At 71.0% G+C, this 14,923-nt stretch carries 18 protein-coding genes; 10 read left to right on the forward strand and 8 right to left on the reverse strand.

What is annotated here, in order from left to right:
* Positions 1-2: 2 nt before the first annotated feature.
* Entirely contained in the window at positions 3-1,052 is a 1,050-nt protein-coding gene (locus AC1ROC_RS05440) for a sulfate/molybdate ABC transporter ATP-binding protein (RefSeq protein WP_492998935.1), read from the forward strand.
* A 20-nt stretch (positions 1,053-1,072) separates the two neighbouring features.
* On the opposite strand, the gene AC1ROC_RS05445 is transcribed toward AC1ROC_RS05440, so the two are convergent.
* The 3 genes from AC1ROC_RS05445 to moaA form a co-directional block, all read right to left on the reverse strand.
* On the reverse strand, positions 1,073-1,408 hold the full coding sequence (locus AC1ROC_RS05445) for a hypothetical protein (protein ID WP_492998589.1): 336 nt from the start codon (positions 1,406-1,408) through the stop codon (positions 1,073-1,075).
* A 72-nt stretch (positions 1,409-1,480) separates the two neighbouring features.
* The gene (locus AC1ROC_RS05450) at positions 1,481-1,741 is read right to left on the reverse strand and encodes a MoaD/ThiS family protein (RefSeq protein ID WP_492998591.1); all 261 of its coding nucleotides are present in this window, start codon (positions 1,739-1,741) and stop codon (positions 1,481-1,483) included.
* The gene (moaA, locus tag AC1ROC_RS05455) at positions 1,734-2,798 is read right to left on the reverse strand and encodes a GTP 3',8-cyclase MoaA (protein WP_492998593.1); all 1,065 of its coding nucleotides are present in this window, start codon (positions 2,796-2,798) and stop codon (positions 1,734-1,736) included. Before moaA ends, AC1ROC_RS05450 begins: the two co-directional genes overlap by 8 nt.
* A gap of 47 nt (positions 2,799-2,845) precedes the next feature.
* On the opposite strand from moaA, the gene AC1ROC_RS05460 reads away from it, so the two are divergent.
* The 6 genes from AC1ROC_RS05460 to AC1ROC_RS05485 all read left to right on the forward strand — a co-directional run bounded on the left by AC1ROC_RS05460 (position 2,846) and on the right by AC1ROC_RS05485 (position 8,634).
* Positions 2,846-3,439: a sulfite oxidase-like oxidoreductase gene (locus AC1ROC_RS05460; RefSeq protein ID WP_168689102.1), complete on the forward strand. Its 594-nt coding sequence runs from the start codon at positions 2,846-2,848 to the stop codon at positions 3,437-3,439.
* Positions 3,436-4,176, forward strand: coding sequence for a ferredoxin reductase (locus AC1ROC_RS05465; protein WP_492998596.1), 741 nt, complete (start codon positions 3,436-3,438; stop codon positions 4,174-4,176). The genes AC1ROC_RS05460 and AC1ROC_RS05465 overlap by 4 nt, the downstream gene beginning before the upstream one ends.
* On the forward strand, positions 4,173-4,448 hold the full coding sequence (locus tag AC1ROC_RS05470; RefSeq protein WP_085369299.1) for a DUF6510 family protein: 276 nt from the start codon (positions 4,173-4,175) through the stop codon (positions 4,446-4,448). Before AC1ROC_RS05465 ends, AC1ROC_RS05470 begins: the two co-directional genes overlap by 4 nt.
* A 9-nt stretch (positions 4,449-4,457) precedes the next feature.
* Entirely contained in the window at positions 4,458-6,035 is a 1,578-nt protein-coding gene (locus AC1ROC_RS05475) for an SDR family NAD(P)-dependent oxidoreductase (RefSeq protein WP_492998599.1), read from the forward strand.
* A 106-nt stretch (positions 6,036-6,141) separates the two neighbouring features.
* Positions 6,142-8,151: an APC family permease gene (locus AC1ROC_RS05480; RefSeq protein WP_085369301.1), complete on the forward strand. Its 2,010-nt coding sequence runs from the start codon at positions 6,142-6,144 to the stop codon at positions 8,149-8,151.
* Positions 8,152-8,241: 90 nt separating this feature from the next.
* Positions 8,242-8,634 (forward strand): DUF1622 domain-containing protein, encoded by a 393-nt coding sequence (locus tag AC1ROC_RS05485; RefSeq protein ID WP_434948217.1) that lies wholly within the window; start codon positions 8,242-8,244, stop codon positions 8,632-8,634.
* Positions 8,635-8,652: 18 nt separating this feature from the next.
* Here the strand turns inward: AC1ROC_RS05485 and AC1ROC_RS05490 are convergent, their stop codons facing one another.
* The gene (locus tag AC1ROC_RS05490) at positions 8,653-9,045 is read right to left on the reverse strand and encodes a DUF5997 family protein (protein ID WP_085369303.1); all 393 of its coding nucleotides are present in this window, start codon (positions 9,043-9,045) and stop codon (positions 8,653-8,655) included.
* Between the two features lie 34 nt (positions 9,046-9,079).
* Here AC1ROC_RS05490 and AC1ROC_RS05495 point away from each other — a divergent pair, with 34 nt between their 5' ends.
* Entirely contained in the window at positions 9,080-9,826 is a 747-nt protein-coding gene (locus AC1ROC_RS05495) for a LysR family substrate-binding domain-containing protein (protein WP_492998603.1), read from the forward strand.
* Positions 9,827-9,868: 42 nt separating this feature from the next.
* Positions 9,869-11,146 carry an alpha-hydroxy-acid oxidizing protein gene (locus tag AC1ROC_RS05500; RefSeq protein ID WP_085369305.1) on the forward strand — a complete coding sequence of 426 codons (1,278 nt, stop codon included), beginning with the start codon at positions 9,869-9,871 and terminating at the stop codon, positions 11,144-11,146.
* 55 nt (positions 11,147-11,201) lie between these two features.
* On the opposite strand, the gene AC1ROC_RS05505 is transcribed toward AC1ROC_RS05500, so the two are convergent.
* The 4 genes from AC1ROC_RS05505 to AC1ROC_RS05520 all read right to left on the reverse strand — a co-directional run bounded on the left by AC1ROC_RS05505 (position 11,202) and on the right by AC1ROC_RS05520 (position 14,429).
* Complete coding sequence (locus AC1ROC_RS05505; RefSeq protein WP_085369306.1) at positions 11,202-11,609, reverse strand: hypothetical protein; 408 nt, start codon at positions 11,607-11,609, stop codon at positions 11,202-11,204.
* A 98-nt stretch (positions 11,610-11,707) separates the two neighbouring features.
* Positions 11,708-12,631, reverse strand: coding sequence for an NADP-dependent oxidoreductase (locus tag AC1ROC_RS05510; RefSeq protein WP_492998606.1), 924 nt, complete (start codon positions 12,629-12,631; stop codon positions 11,708-11,710).
* A gap of 43 nt (positions 12,632-12,674) precedes the next feature.
* Positions 12,675-13,703, reverse strand: coding sequence for a 6-phosphofructokinase (locus AC1ROC_RS05515; RefSeq protein ID WP_085369308.1), 1,029 nt, complete (start codon positions 13,701-13,703; stop codon positions 12,675-12,677).
* Positions 13,704-13,799: 96 nt separating this feature from the next.
* Positions 13,800-14,429, reverse strand: coding sequence for a CYTH domain-containing protein (locus AC1ROC_RS05520; protein WP_492998608.1), 630 nt, complete (start codon positions 14,427-14,429; stop codon positions 13,800-13,802).
* A gap of 75 nt (positions 14,430-14,504) precedes the next feature.
* Between AC1ROC_RS05520 and AC1ROC_RS05525 the strand changes: the two genes are divergently transcribed.
* Complete coding sequence (locus AC1ROC_RS05525) at positions 14,505-14,897, forward strand: DUF3224 domain-containing protein (protein ID WP_492998610.1); 393 nt, start codon at positions 14,505-14,507, stop codon at positions 14,895-14,897.
* Positions 14,898-14,923: the final 26 nt, after the last annotated feature.

Below are 14,923 nucleotides of genomic sequence, written 5' to 3' on the forward strand. Positions count from 1 at the left end.
AGATGCGCGCGACGCTGTCCGAGCGCGGGACCGACATCGACCTCAGCATCGCGGACGGTCAGACCGTCGCCGTGCTCGGCCCGAACGGCGCAGGCAAGTCCACCGTGCTCGGGATGCTCGCCGGGCTCGTCCGCCCCGACACCGGCCGGGCGACGCTCGGCGACGACGTGCTGTTCGACCTGCCCGGCGCCTGGACCCCGCCGCACCGCCGCGGGGTGGCTCTGCTCGCGCAGGAGCCGCTGCTGTTCCCGCACCTGACCGTGCGGCAGAACGTGGAGTTCGGTCCGCGGGCCGGACGCGCATCCCGGGTCGACGCGCGGGGCGTCGCCGATGGCTGGCTGCGCTCCGTTGGTGTGGAGGCGTTCGCCGACCGCCGCCCCGACGAGCTGTCCGGCGGGCAGGCGCAGCGGGTCGCCGTGGCCCGCGCCCTCGCCGCCGAACCCCGGCTGCTGCTGCTCGACGAGCCGCTGTCCGCGCTCGACGTCGCCGTGACCGGCGAGGTGCGGCAGACGCTCGCGCGAGCACTCGCCGGGCGCACGGCCGTGATCGTCAGCCACGACGCGCTCGACGCCTACCTGCTCGCCGATCGGGTGATCGTGATGCACGACGGTCGCATCGTCGACGACGGACCGACCAGGGACGTGCTCGACCGCCCCCGCCGCGCGTTCACCGCCGAGCTGACCGGGGTGACGCTGCTGACCGGGCGGCGCAGCGCATCCGGGATCGTCACCGACGACGGGACCGCGCTGGACGGAACGGTGCTCGACGGAACCGCCACCTCCCCCGCCCCGCCCATCGGCTCACGGGTCGCCGCCGCCGTTCGGCCGTCGACCGTGCGGGTGCTCCGCGCGCTCGATCCCGCGCCGGACATCCCGAACCGGCTCCCCGCCACCGTGCGCGACCTGGAGCCCCGCGGCGACCTCGTGCTCGTGCGCACCGACAGCCTGCCAGCGCTGATCGCGCCGTCGGTCGTCGCCGACCTCGCCCTGATGCCGGGCACGCCGGTCATCGTCGCGGTCGATCCCGCCGACCTGCCCGTCTACGCCCTCTGACGCGCGCCGACGCCCGCGGCTCAGGAGCCGATCTGGAAGCCGTTCATGGCGTTGCCGCCGTTCGGGTTGCGGGACGGGAGCGGGTCGTCGAAGCGCAGGTTGGCCTTGCCCGGCTGGCTCGACGGGACGACGCGGGTGCGCACCGCCGCGACGATCGCCACGATCATGGCCGCCAGCAGCACCAGGCCGGCCGCCGCGAGCGCCCAGCCCGCCGCGTCGCCGAAACCGATCATCACGATCCCGATCGGCCCGGTCAGCCATGCGGCGACCCCGGCGACGACCGCCGCCACGATCAGCAGCGCAACCCTCCGCCGACGCCGTTGCACCGCAGCGAACTCGTCCATCAGCGTGCTCATCGCGCACCTCCCCTGCTCAGCCCCCACTGTTGCGCCAACCCTAGCGCACCGGTCAGGTCAGATCGGGTCAGGTCACCCGCCCGCGAACGGCGGAAGCACATCCACGGTCCCCGCCACGCGTCGGGCGGGGTCGCGCGACACGACCGCATCCACCAGGAACGACCCTGACCGCAGCACCAGCTCCATCGGCGCACCGTAGCGGGCGAGCAGTTCGGCGCGCAGGGCACCGAGCGTCGGCTCCGCCAGCCGGATGCGCTCCTCCGGCCGCCCGGCCGCCTCCTCCGCCGCGGCGAAATACCGCACGAGCACGGTGCCGTCGCCCGACTCAGCCACCGATCGCCCCCATGCTCCGCACCGGAGGCACGAATCCGTCTGCGCCGATCCCGTGGCCGGCCTGCTTGCCCCACATCGCTCCCCGCCACCAGCGGGCGATCTCGGCGTCGTCTGCCCCGCCGCGCAGCAGAGCGCGCAGGTCGGTCTCGTCGTCGCCGAACAGGCAGGAGCGCACCGTGCCCTCCGCCGTGATCCTGGTGCGGTCGCAGGCGGAGCAGAACGAGCGCGTCACCGAGGCGATGATGCCGACCGTCGCAGGGCCGCCGTCCACCAGCCACTCCTCCGCCGGCGCTGAGGGGTCCACCCTGCCCGCCTCGGTGAGGGTGAAGCGGGCGCCGAGCACGTCGAGGAGTTCGGCGGCGGGCACCATGTTGTCGCGCATCCAGGTGTGGTCGGCGTCGAGCGGCATCTGCTCGATGAAGCGTAGACGGCAGCCGTTCTCGATCGCCCAGGCGAGCAGGTCGGGGGCGCCGGCGAGCGTGTCGCGCATCAGCACGGCGTTCAGCTTGAGCGGCGTGAGCCCGGCGTCGTGCGCCGCGCGGATGCCCGCGAGCACCGCCGGCAGCCTGTCGCGCCGGGTCAGGCGGGCGAAGTGCTCCCTGTCGACCGTGTCGAGGGAGACGTTCACCCGGGTGAGCCCGGCATCCACCAGGCTCCGGATGCGGTGGTCCAGCCCGATCCCGTTGGTCGTGATCGAGAGGTCGACGCCCGGCGCGGCCTCCGCGGACAGGCCGATGATCTGGGCGAGGTCTGCGCGCATCAGCGGCTCCCCGCCGGTGAACCGCACCTCGGTGATGCCGAGGTCGCGCGTGGCGATGCGCACCAGCCTGGCGATCTCGACGGCGCTCAGCAGGTCGTCGCGCGGGATGCTCGGCAGGCCGTCCTCCGGCATGCAGTATGTGCAGCGCAGCGAGCATTTCTCCGTCACGGAGACGCGCAGGTCGCGGGCGACTCTGCCGTACCGGTCGACGAGGTCCCGTGTGTCCGGGCGGCCATCCGTGCTCGGCTCTGTCCGCAGAGCTGCGCTCCGCGGTGTGCCGAGATTCACGACGGTCATAGGCAACACCATAGACCGCGCGGGTGGCCGGGTAATAAGCTGCGCGCATGGGAATCATCTCCTCCGGATTCCTCGGCCGCCGCCGTACCGAGGACACACGACTTCCGCCAGGCCAATACCTCACAGAGGGCTTCCCTGTGCTCTCCGCCGGTCCGACGCCGCGCATCACGCACGACGAGTGGGCGTTCACCATCACCACCGAGAACGGGACCGTGCACCGCTGGAGCTGGGACGAATTCCTCGCCCTCCCCCAGGACGACGTGACCCAGGACATCCACTGCGTCACCAGCTGGTCGAAACTCGGCACCTCGTGGCGGGGCGTCGCCATCGACACCCTGTTCGAGGGCGTCGACACCGACTACGAGTACACGATGGCGCACTCCTACGGCGGGTACACCACCAACGTCCCGCTCGCCGACCTGCTCGACGGGAAGGCCTGGATCGCCCACACCTTCGACGGCGAGGACCTCGCTCCGGAGCACGGAGGGCCCGCGCGCCTGCTCGTGCCGCACCTCTACTTCTGGAAGAGCGCCAAGTGGGTCAACGGCCTGCAGATGCTGCCGCAGGACCAGCCGGGGTTCTGGGAGCAGAACGGCTACAACATGTACGGGGACCCCTGGAAAGAAGAGCGCTACTGGTGAGCACGGCCTGGCGCGTCGCGGAGGTGGTGGCCGCCCGCTTCGAGACGCCGACCGCGCGCACGCTGCGACTGCGCATCCCCGGTCTCAGCGGGCACCTGGCCGGGCAGCACGTCGACATCAGGCTCACGGCTCCCGACGGGTACCAGGCGGTGCGGTCGTACTCGATCGCGTCTGCCCTGCCCGGCGACGAACTCGAACTGACCGTGGAGGAGCTCGCGGACGGCGAGGTCTCCCCCTACCTCGTGCGCGGCGTGACGACGGGAGAGCAGCTGGAGGTGCGCGGCCCGGTGGGCGGCTGGTTCGTCTGGCGGCCGGGTGAGCAGACGCCCATCCAGCTGATCGCCGGAGGCTCCGGCGTCGTGCCGCTGATGTCGATGGCGAGGGCGCACGCCGCAGCGGCGAGCGCAGCGCCGTTCCGGCTGCTCTACTCCGTGCGCTCCCCCGAAGCCGTCTACTACCGCGACGAACTCGCCCTGCTCGCCAGGGATACGGCCGCCCCGCTCTCCGTGCACTACGTCTACACCCGCGAGACCCCGCCCGACTGGCCGGTGGATGCGGGACGGCTGACCGCGGAGGCGCTGGCAGCGGCCACCCTGCCGGTCACCGCGACCCCCACGTTCTATCTCTGCGGCGCGACCGCGTTCGTCGAGACGGTGTCCGGCTGGCTGGTGGACGCCGGACACGACCCTGCACGCATCAGGACCGAACGCTACGGCGGGATCGGAGGGGCGGCATGACCGGACTGGACTACCTCGACGGGAACGCGGCGGCCGGGCTGCTGTCGGAGGTCTTCGCCGCCGACATCACCAGCGCCGTCGGCAAGTGCGCGAGCTGCGGAGACGAGGCCGTCGTCGCCGTCGCGCGGGTGTACCCGAACGATCACGGACTGGTGGTGCGCTGCTCAGTCTGCGGCGACGTGCTCGTGGTCGCCGTCGAGAAACGCGAGACGGTGTGCGTCGACCTGCGCGGGCTGAGCTGGCTGGAGATGCGTCCAGCCGCCACCGCGTAGAATTCTCCGGTGCTCCCCGACTCCCCCTCCCCCGATTCCGACGCGCTCGATTCCGGCGCATCCGGCGCATCCGGCGCATCCGGCTCCGCTGCGTCCCGCGTCGACCCCGCAGACCTCGCAGCGGCCCTCCGCGTCCTGGAGAACCTGCACGAGCTCGACGAGGAGCACCCCGACTTCATCACCGTGCGACGGGCGACCGCGCACATGTTCAAGGCCGTCAAGCAGGCCAGGCGCAAAGAGATCCGCCGCGCCGTCGCCGAGGCCGACAAGGCCGTCGTCGCCGCCACCGCGACCGGAGCACCGGACCGCATCGACGACGAGACCCGCGGCCTCGACCTCACCACCAGCACGGAGGCGGCGAGCGCAGGCACCCTGCTGAAGTCCCGCGCCTGCTACATCTGCAAACAGCACTACACGCTCGTCGACGCCTTCTACCACCAGCTCTGCCCGGACTGCGCCGCCCTCAGCCACGCCAAGCGCAACGCGAGGACCGACCTCACCGGCAAGCGCGCCCTGCTCACCGGCGGCCGCGCCAAGATCGGGATGCACATCGCCCTGCGGCTGCTGCGCGACGGCGCCCACCTCACCATCACCACGCGGTTCCCCCGGGATGCCGTCCGCCGCTTCTCCCAGCTGCCGGATGCGTCCGAGTGGCTGCACCGCCTCCGCGTCGTCGGCATCGACCTGCGCGACCCCGCCCAGGTGATCGCGCTGGCCGACTCCGTCGCCGCGCAGGGCCCGCTGGACATCCTGATCAACAACGCCGCCCAGACCGTCCGCCGCTCGGCGGGAGCGTACTCGCTGCTCGCCGAGGCGGAGAGCCGGCCGCTCCCCGACGGTCCCCTGCCCGAGATGGAGACCTTCGGTCACACGGCGGACCCGCACCCGCACGCGCTCGAGGCGTCCGTGGCCGCGCATCCCCTGCTCTCCGCCGCGAACGTCGCCGGCACGGTCGCCGAACTCGCCGGGCCGTCTGCGCTCCCCGCCGACGAGCTGGCTGCTCTCGCGATGGCGCCGGGCTCGTCGTCGCTCGCCAAGCACGCCGACGGCACCGCCATCGACGCCGGAGGGCTCGTTCCGGATGTGCACACCGTCAACAGCTGGACCCAGGCGGTCCAGGATGTGGACCCGCTGGAGATGCTGGAAGTGCAGCTCTGCAACACCACCGCACCGTTCCTGCTGATCAGCCGGCTGCGCGCATCCATGGCCGCCGCGACGGCAGCCGCAGAGGCCGGGCGGGCGTACATCGTCAACGTCTCGGCGATGGAGGGCGTGTTCGGCCGCCGGTACAAGGGGCCTGGCCACCCGCACACCAACATGGCGAAGGCCGCCCTCAACATGCTCACCCGCACCAGCGCCGGCGAGATGTTCGAGACGGACCGCATCCTGATGACGGCGGTCGACACCGGCTGGATCACCGACGAGCGCCCGCACTACACGAAGGTGCGCCTGGCGGAGGAGGGCTTCCACGCCCCGCTCGACCTCGTCGACGGCGCCGCCCGCGTGTACGACCCGATCGTGCGCGGACAGGCCGGAGAAGACCTGCACGGCGTGTTCCTGAAGGACTACCGCAGCTCGGCCTGGTGATCCGTTGGCCCGACGCGGCCGCGTCGCGTCATCCCTGCACGTTCCCGCGCTCTCTCCGTGCGTACAATTCAGTTGCGCGCCGACCAGCACGAGAACGAAGGAACCGATGTCCAGCACTCCTGCGGAGACTGCCCCCACGAGTCCGACCCCGGTTCCCGGTCAGGCGCACGAGCCGCAGAAGCCGGCCAGACCGGGGAAGAGCACGTTCCGGCACTGGCTGCTCTCCGGACTGATCGACGAGCGCGGCACGCACCAGGGCCCGCACGGCAGGAAGCCGGAACGCCAGCACACCTGGTGGCAGGTCATGTGCCTCACCGGCGTCGACTACTTCTCCACCCTCGGCTACCAGCCGGCCATCGCCGCCCTGGCCGCCGGGGTGGTCTCCCCCTTCGCCACGCTCGTGCTCGTCGCACTGACCCTGCTCGGCGCCCTGCCGGTGTACCGCAGGGTGGCCAGAGAGAGCTTCAAGGGCTCCGGGTCCATCGCGATGCTCGAGCGCCTGCTGCCCTGGTGGGCGGGAAAGCTGTTCGTGCTCGTGCTGCTCGGCTTCGCCGCCACCGATTTCATGATCACGATCACCCTGTCCGCGGCGGACGCCACGGCCCACGCGATCGAGAACCCGTACACGCCCGAGTGGTTCCACGGCAACCAGGTCGGCATCACGCTGTTCCTCCTCGCGCTCCTCGGCGCGGTGTTCCTCAAGGGCTTCCGGGAGGCCATCGGCATCGCCGTCGTCCTGGTGGCGGTGTACCTGGCGCTCAACGTGATCGTCGTCGCCACCTCCATCGTCGAGGTGTTCCAGCACACCACCGCCATCGACGACTGGTGGGCCGCCCTCAACACGCAGCACGGCAACCCGCTGATGGTGGTCGGGATCGCGCTGCTCGTCTTCCCGAGGCTCGCCCTCGGCCTGTCCGGCTTCGAGACAGGTGTTGCGGTCATGCCGCAGATCAAGGGACGGCCGGACGACGACCCGGAGTACCCGCGGGGACGCATCCGGGGCGCCGGCCGCCTGCTGACGACCGCGGCCATCATCATGAGCTGCTTCCTCATCACGTCGAGCTTCACCACCACGCTGCTGATCCCGCAGAAGGAGTTCCAGTCCGGAGGCTCCGCCAACGGCCGCGCGCTCGCCTACCTGGCCCACGAATACCTGGGAAACGTGTTCGGCTCCGTCTACGACCTCAGCACCATCCTCATCCTGTGGTTCGCGGGAGCATCGGCGATGGCCGGTCTGCTGAACCTGGTGCCGCGCTACCTCCCCCGCTACGGCATGGCGCCGCAGTGGGCGCGCGCCGTGCGCCCGCTGGTGCTGGTGTTCACGCTCATCGCGTTCGTCATCACCCTGGTCTTCCAGGCCGACGTGGATGCGCAGGGCGGCGCGTACGCGACCGGCGTGCTGGTGCTGATCACGTCGGCATCCCTCGCCGTCACCCTGTCGGCCTGGCGGAAGAGACAGCGCAAGCGCACCATCGCGTTCGCGATCGTCACCACGATCTTCGTCTACACGACCATCGCCAACATCTTCGAGCGCCCGGACGGCCTGCGCATCGCCAGCCTGTTCATCATCGGCATCATCACCATCTCGATCGTCTCCCGCATCGGCCGCTCGTTCCAGCTGCGCGCTACGTCGGTCACCCTCGACGTCACGGCGCTCGACTTCGTCCTCGAAGACGCGGAGGAGGGTGAGATCCGGATCATCTCGCACGAGCCGGACGTCGACACGACGAAAGAGTACGAGCAGAAGAACAAGGACGAACGCAAGTTCAGCCACATCCCGCAGCGCTCCCGCACGATCTTCATCGAGGTCTACCGATCGGACTCGTCCGACTTCGAGGAGGACCTGATCGTGCACGGCGTCGTCAAGCACGGCTACCGGGTGCTTCAGGTGAAGGCCGGCAACGTTCCGAACACGATCGCGGCGGTGCTGCTGGAGATCCGGGATGTGACCGGCGTCGTGCCGACGATCTACTTCGAGTGGACCGAGGGCAACCCGATCTCCAACATGTTCCGGTTCCTGATCACGGGTGTCGGCGAGGTGGCTCCTGTGACGCGCGAGGTGCTGCGCGAGGCGGAACGCGACGTGAAGCGCCGCCCGGCCGTGCACGTGTCCTGACGCGGGGCACGCTGGGCGTGGCGGCGCTGGGCAGGGTGCGCTTGGGCGGGGCGCTAGCTGACCGTGGCCGGGCTGTGGCAGCATGAGCGCATGTTCGGTCAGGGGTTCTTCGACACCATCGCGGTCGCCTTCGAGGTCGTCGGCGTCAGCGCGATGGCGGTCGGCTTCCTCGTCGCGGTCGCCATCGCGATTCGCGCCTGGGTGATCTCCCGCTCCGGGCGGACGGCGTTCAAGACGCTCCGCGAGAGCTTCGGCGGGGTCATCCTGCTCGGACTCGAAGTGCTGGTGGCCGCCGATCTGGTCAGGACGGTCACCTCGACGCCGTCGCTCACCGACGCCCTGGCGCTGGCGCTGATCGTCCTCATCCGGACCGTCCTGAGCTTCTCGCTGCAGATCGAGATCGACGGGGTGGCGCCGTGGCGCCGGGCGCTCGTCACCGGTCCGGAGGTCATCGCCCGGTCGGCTGCGCGCACTCAGCGCTGACGCGCGCCGGGCCGGAGGTCAGTCGGTGCGGGCGGCGCGCTCCGCGTTGCGTGCCTTGACGCGGGCGTTCTCCGCGTGCACGGCGGCCTGCGTGGCGCGCTCGGTGACCAGCCACGCGGGCGGGTTCTCCAGCAGCGCCTTGATTTCCGCCGTCGTCAGTGCCTCGGTGACGCCACCGCGGGCGAGGCCCGAGTTGGAGACGCCGAGCTTGTGGGCGACGACGTCGCGCGGGTGCGGTCCTTCCGCGCGCAGGGTGACCAGCCACTCCGGCGGGTTGGCGGCGAGTTCGTCGAAGTCGGTGCGGCTGACCTCGCCCTCCTGGAACTCGGCAGGGGCGGCCGGGAGGTAGATCCCCAGCTTCTTCGCGGCGGTCGCCGCCTTCATCGTCTGGGGCTTCTTCTGGGCGCTCATAGGTTCAAGGGTATCCGTTCGATACCCTCGGAGAATGCCGTCCACGTTCACGATCGTCTTCCCCCTCGGCGTGACCGTCGGCAAATGGACCCGCGTCTTCGAGCAGCGCCACCCCGAGGTGCAGCTGATCGTCTCCCGCGTGCCGGATGCGGACCAGCGCGCAGCCGTCGACACCGGCGGGGCGGACATGGCCTTCGTGCGCGAGCCGGTCGACACCGACGGACTCCACCTGATCCCCCTCTACGCCGAGGACATCGTGGTCGCGATGCACCACGAACACCTCCTCACCCTGGAGAAGAAGCTGCACCTGGCCGACCTCGACGGCCAAGCGGTGGTCGACGGCGAGCCGTCCGAGGCGATGTTCCGCAGCATCGCGGCCGGAGACGGCATCGCGGTGATGCCGCAGTCGGTCGCGAAGTCCCTGCGCCGCAAAGACGTGGTGGCGATGAAGCTCGAAGACGCCGAGCAGAGCAGGGTAGGACTCGCCTGGCCACGGGATGCGCAGCACGAGCTGGTCGACGAGTTCATCGGCATCGTCCGCGGCCGCACGGCCCACAGCTCCCGGAACCCCGACGTGGCGGCCGCGCAGGCCGACGCGGCGAAGGAGGGCACCAGGAAGGACGGGGGCAAGAAGGACGGGGGCAAGAAGGACGGGGGCAAGAAGGACGGGGGCAAGCGCCCGGCGTCCGGCCCCAACGGTCCGGGCTCGAAGCAGACGAGGCGCCCGACCGGCGGCCCGCGCCGCCCGCCGCGCCGCGGAGGCGGGCGCCGCTCCCACTGAGCCGCATCGCCCGGTCCTCCACCCACGGTGCAGAATGTTGCCATGTCGCTCAGCGCCGGTCGTGAAGCCCAGTCCGCCATCTACCGCGCGGGCGTGGCGGGGCGCACCCCGCGCATCCCGGTCGGTTTCACCGCGCTGGAGCGGGCGGCCGAGCGGCGCATGTCGCGGGCGGCGTTCGCGTACGTCGCGGGATCCGCAGGGCTCGAACGCACCGACAGGGCGGACACGGCAGCGTTCGGCAGCCACCGGATCGTGCCGCGGGTGCTCCGTGACGTGTCGTCGCGCGACCTCGGCATCGAGCTGTTCGGGCGTCACAGGCCCACCCCGCTGCTGCTCGCGCCGATCGGGGTGCTCGACCTCGCGCATCCATCGGCCGACAGCGGAGCGGCCCGTGCCGCCGCCGCGGTCGGCATCCCGGCCGTCCTGTCCAACCAGGCGTCGACGCCGATGGAGACCGTCGCCCGGGACATGGATGCGGTGAGCCAGGGCGCGAGCCGCTGGTTCCAGCTGTACTGGAGTTCGTCGAACGAGCTGGTCGAGAGTCTCGTCTCCCGGGCGGAGCTGTCCGGCTGCGAGGCCATCGTCGTCACCCTCGACACGCACGTGCTCGGCTGGCGGCCGCGCGACCTCGACCTCGGCTACCTGCCGTTCAGCCGGGGCCGCGGGATCGCGCAGTACACGAGCGACCCCGTCTTCCAGCGCCTCGTGCGCGAACGGATCGCCGCGGGACACCCGAGGGAGCGCACGCCCGTCACCCCCGCGACGATCGCCTCGTTCGCGAGCATCCTGCGCCACCACCCCGGCCGCCTGCGCGACAACCTCCGCTCTGCTGAGCCGCTCGCGGCCATCGAGACGTTCCTCGACGTGTTCGCGAACCCGGCGCTCACCTGGGCCGACCTCGCGTTCCTGCGCGAGCGCACCGCGCTGCCGATCGTGCTCAAAGGCGTGCTGCACCCCGACGACGCTGTTCGCGCGATCGACGCGGGCATGGACGCCGTGCAGGTGTCGACGCACGGTGGGCGCCAGATCGACAATGAGCAGCCCGCACTGGATGCGCTCCCCCGCGTGGTCGAGGCGGTGGCCGGACGCATCCCGGTGCTGTTCGACAGCGGCGTGCGCAGCGGCGCGGACGCGGTGGTCGCGCTCGCCCTGGGCGCGCGGGCGGTCGCGATCGGCCGCCCCTACGTCTACGCGCTGGCGCTCGCGGGCGAGGCCGGCGTGCGGGAGCTGCTGCGGAACACCATCGCGGAACTGGACATCACCCTCGGGCTCGCCGGCGTGCGCAGCGTCGCCGAGCTGGACGCGTCGATCTTCGCCTGACCCCGGGTGCCCGGCACCGGAACCCGGCACAGGCACGGGCGGCACCGGCACCGGCTCAGGACACCGACGCCCCGATCAGCGACAGCAGTGCCTGCGCGTACGCGGTCGCCGCATCCTCATCCTCGAACATGCGCTCCTCGCCGCCGATCGCGATGCTGACGCGGTAGCCGTCCGGGGTGCGCGCCAGGTGCAGGAAGGAGCCGCCGAGGAGTTCGCGCAGCTGGTCTTCGCGCGGGATCCACAGGGCGTCCTCGACGGCGAGCGAGTCGAGGGCCCACTCGGTCGTGCCGTTGAAGCCGAGGATCGTGCCCGTGTCGAACTCGTGCGGCTCGATGGTCATGTCGCTCACCGTGAACCGGTCGCCGGCGAGCTCGTCGCGGTCGATCGCGAAGGTGTCCCCGGATTGCGGGCGCCAGCGGAGCCCTGCTGCACGCAACTGGCGGGCGGTGTCGTCTGCGATCATCGGATGCTCCTGAGCCTGCTCGTGAGAACCATGTCCGCGATTCTAGGCTCCCGACCCTGCGAAACCCAGAGCGTGCCCGCCCGGCACACGACGGCGTCTCAGTCCGTGACCAGTACGATCTTCCCGCGCACGTGGCCGGCCTCCAGCCGGGCGAACGCCTCGATGACGCGCTCGATGGGGAAGATCGAGTCGATCGGCAGGATGCACTCGTCTTCCGCGAGCAGCCCGGCCAGCCAGGCCAGCTCCTCGTTTCCCGCCGCCGACCCTCCGACCGTGCGCGCTCCGAGGGCGTCGGGACCGAACGCGGCGATGGTGTTGATGCGCTCCACCGGCACGCCGAGGGCGATCCCCGCCTCGATGGTCTCCCTGCCGTGGTTGTCGAGCACGGCCGTCAGCGCGCCGCCGTCGAGCGCAGCCAGCACCCGGTCGGCGAGGCCGTCCCCGTAGGCGACGGGCACGATCCCGAGCCCGTCGAGATACGCGTGGTTCTCCGAGGCCGCCGTGCCGATCACGGTGGCTCCCGCGCGCACCGCGAGCTGGGCGGCGAGCACGCCGACGCCTCCCGCCGCTGCGCTCACCAGGACCGTGTCGTCCTCCGTCAGGCCGATGGATGCCGTGGTCGCCACGGCCGTCCTGCCCACCGTCGCGAGCGCTCCGGCCACTTCGAAGGTGAGAGGGTCCGGCTTGTGCAGCACGGCCCCGTCCTCCTGCACGACGATGAAGTCGGCGAACGTGCGGAACGGCGCGCTGCCGAACACGGCCTCGCCGACGGTGAAGCGCGTGACCCCCTCGCCGACCTCCTCGACGAACCCGGCGAAGTCCTGGCCGAGACAGCTCGGGACGGTGACGCCGAAGCGGGACGCGACGTCCGCATCCCGGTACGCCTTGACGTCGATGGCGTTGAGCCCGGCCGCCATCACCCGCACGACGAGCTCACCCGGCCCCGGCCACGGCCGCTCCGTGTCGACGACCCGGAGAGCGTCGCGGGAACCGAACTCGTCGAACTGAACGCACCTGGGCACATCGACTCCTTCACGCCTGTGACGAGGAGTCTAGTCAGCCTGCCTAGCCGAAGAGCAGAGCAGCCTCGTCGTACCTGGCCTGCGGAACGGTCTTCAGGCCGCCGGTCGCGTCGGCGATGGACACGTTGACGACGTCGGTGCCGCGCAGCGACACCATCGAGCCCCAGCGTCCCTCGTAGACGGCGTCGACCGCTGCCATGCCGAGGCGGGTGGCGAGCACCCTGTCGTACGCGCTCGGGACGCCTCCGCGCTGCATGTGGCCGAGCACGGTGGCGCGCGCCTCGATGCCGGTGCGCTCCTCGATCATCGGGGCGAGCATCTCGCCGATGCCGCCGAGACGCGGACGGTTGAACGCATCCAGACCCTTGTGGGAGTGCGCCTCCTCCATCGTGTCGAGGTGGAAGCCCTCGGAGACGACGATGACCGGCGCGCGGCCGCGGTCGCGGACCGATTCGACCCACTCGATGATCTGCTCGATCGACTGCGGCTGCTCGGGGATGAGGATGGCGTGCGCGCCGCCCGCCATGCCGGAGTGCAGGGCGATCCAGCCGACGTGGCGGCCCATGACCTCCACCACCATGCAGCGCTGGTGGGACTCCGCGGTGGTGCGCAGCCGGTCGATGGCCTCCGTCGCGATCTCGACGGCGGTGTCGAAGCCGAACGAGTAGTCGGTGGCGGCGAGGTCGTTGTCGATGGTCTTCGGGACGCCGACGATCTTGAGACCGGCGTCGGTGAGACGGCGGGCGGCGGTCAGCGTGCCCTCTCCGCCGATCGCGATGATGGCGTCGATGCCGTTCTCGTCCATCATCGCCTGGATGTGCTCCGGGCCGCCGTTCTCGCCCTCGAACGGGTTGGTGCGGCTGGAGCCGAGGATCGTGCCGCCCTGACGGGAGAGGCCGCGGACGCTGTGCCGGTCGAGCGGCATGATGTCGCCGTCGACGACACCGCGCCAGCCGTAACGGAAACCGGCGAACTCGGAGCCGTGGACGCGGTCGCCCTTCAGGACAGCGCCGCGGATGACCGCGTTCAGTCCTGGACAGTCGCCGCCACTGGTGAGGATGCCGATCTTCAAAATGCTGCTCCCTGGGTGATATTCGCTACCTGTGAATCATGCCTGACGGCGGGCACCAGCACAAAAACGCGGGTACAGGACCCGCTCGCGCTGCAGCTAGAGCCCGAGCGCGCGCTGCAGCTTGGACGAGCTCGCCGACACCACGGCGCCCGCGGCGAGCACGCGCTCCTCGATCTCGTCGAGCAGCGCGGTGCGGCCGGAGCGGGTGTCTGGTGCGCCGCTCAGCAGCTCGACCTCCCACTCGCGCCACGACTGGGTGCCCCCGCTGCGGAGGTTCTCGCTGGTCACGTGGTCGTCGCAGAACTCGGCGAGGTCGAACCCGGCCGCATCCTGCAGCACGACGGTGACGCGCCGGTTGGTGACTCTGGCCACCGGCACCAGCTCGGCCTCCGCGATCCGCGCATCCGGGACCACAGCGGCGACCGCGGCGATCAGCTCCTCCGGAACGTCGTCCCCGTCGGTCAGCGGCCAGTGCAGCTCTGTGCGGCCTTCCTCGGCCGGCAGCTTCACATGCCAGCCCTGGTCGGCTCCCCCGCGGCGGACGCGCACCGCGATCCTCGCGCGCGCCAGGGTGAGGTCTGCGGTGTCGAAGTAGGTGGCGACGAGTTCGGCGGTCTCCGGCTCCGTCTGCAGCGCGACAGCGCCGACGCCCACCAGCAGCGGAGGGGCCGTGGTCTCGTCGACGTCGTATTTGCGCTCGATCTCGACCTGGGAGTGCTGTGGCATGCCCCTTGTCTAGTGCAGATTCGCTCTGTCGCGAAATTACAAGACGGCGACCGGCCCCCTCTCTATGGTGAGGGGATGAGCGAGCACGAGACGATCACCGCCCGATTCGAGGTCACCGGCTGGGACCCGGCAGAACTTCCCGGCATCGACGGGGACTGGGTCGGAGCGATCACCATGCGGAAGACGTACACGGAGGGACTGGTCGGAGAGTCCGTCGCGCACTTCGTGTCGTCCGGCACGGAGGAGAGCCGCGGCTACCTCGCGGCCGAGCGGGTGACGGGCACCCTCGACGACGGCAGGACCGGCTCGTTCACCGTGCACCACGGCGCGCTGCAACGCCCGAGCGACGACTCGGCGTTCGGCTACATCATCCCCGGCACGGGGACGGGCGATTTCGCCGCGTTCTCCGGCCAGGCGCGCATCCTGCACGACGACAGAGGGCCGTACTTCGTCTTCACGCTCGACTGACACCCGCCTCTCGACCGCGGCAGGCG

The organism is Leifsonia sp. GW821-FHT13C05 (assembly GCF_058806515.1).

What these genes read in the sequence shown, in the direction of transcription:
- AC1ROC_RS05440 (WP_492998935.1), top strand. Translation starts at nt 3, where the DNA reads ATGCGCGCGACGCTGTCCGAGCGCGGGACCGACATCGACCTCAGCATC.
- AC1ROC_RS05445 (WP_492998589.1), bottom strand. Translation starts at nt 1,408, where the DNA reads ATGAGCACGCTGATGGACGAGTTCGCTGCGGTGCAACGGCGTCGGCGG.
- moaA (WP_492998593.1), bottom strand. Translation starts at nt 2,798, where the DNA reads ATGACCGTCGTGAATCTCGGCACACCGCGGAGCGCAGCTCTGCGGACA.
- AC1ROC_RS05460 (WP_168689102.1), top strand. Translation starts at nt 2,846, where the DNA reads ATGGGAATCATCTCCTCCGGATTCCTCGGCCGCCGCCGTACCGAGGAC.
- AC1ROC_RS05470 (WP_085369299.1), top strand. Translation starts at nt 4,173, where the DNA reads ATGACCGGACTGGACTACCTCGACGGGAACGCGGCGGCCGGGCTGCTG.
- AC1ROC_RS05480 (WP_085369301.1), top strand. Translation starts at nt 6,142, where the DNA reads ATGTCCAGCACTCCTGCGGAGACTGCCCCCACGAGTCCGACCCCGGTT.
- AC1ROC_RS05485 (WP_434948217.1), top strand. Translation starts at nt 8,242, where the DNA reads ATGTTCGGTCAGGGGTTCTTCGACACCATCGCGGTCGCCTTCGAGGTC.
- AC1ROC_RS05490 (WP_085369303.1), bottom strand. Translation starts at nt 9,045, where the DNA reads ATGAGCGCCCAGAAGAAGCCCCAGACGATGAAGGCGGCGACCGCCGCG.
- AC1ROC_RS05495 (WP_492998603.1), top strand. Translation starts at nt 9,080, where the DNA reads ATGCCGTCCACGTTCACGATCGTCTTCCCCCTCGGCGTGACCGTCGGC.
- AC1ROC_RS05500 (WP_085369305.1), top strand. Translation starts at nt 9,869, where the DNA reads ATGTCGCTCAGCGCCGGTCGTGAAGCCCAGTCCGCCATCTACCGCGCG.
- AC1ROC_RS05505 (WP_085369306.1), bottom strand. Translation starts at nt 11,609, where the DNA reads ATGATCGCAGACGACACCGCCCGCCAGTTGCGTGCAGCAGGGCTCCGC.
- AC1ROC_RS05520 (WP_492998608.1), bottom strand. Translation starts at nt 14,429, where the DNA reads ATGCCACAGCACTCCCAGGTCGAGATCGAGCGCAAATACGACGTCGAC.
- AC1ROC_RS05525 (WP_492998610.1), top strand. Translation starts at nt 14,505, where the DNA reads ATGAGCGAGCACGAGACGATCACCGCCCGATTCGAGGTCACCGGCTGG.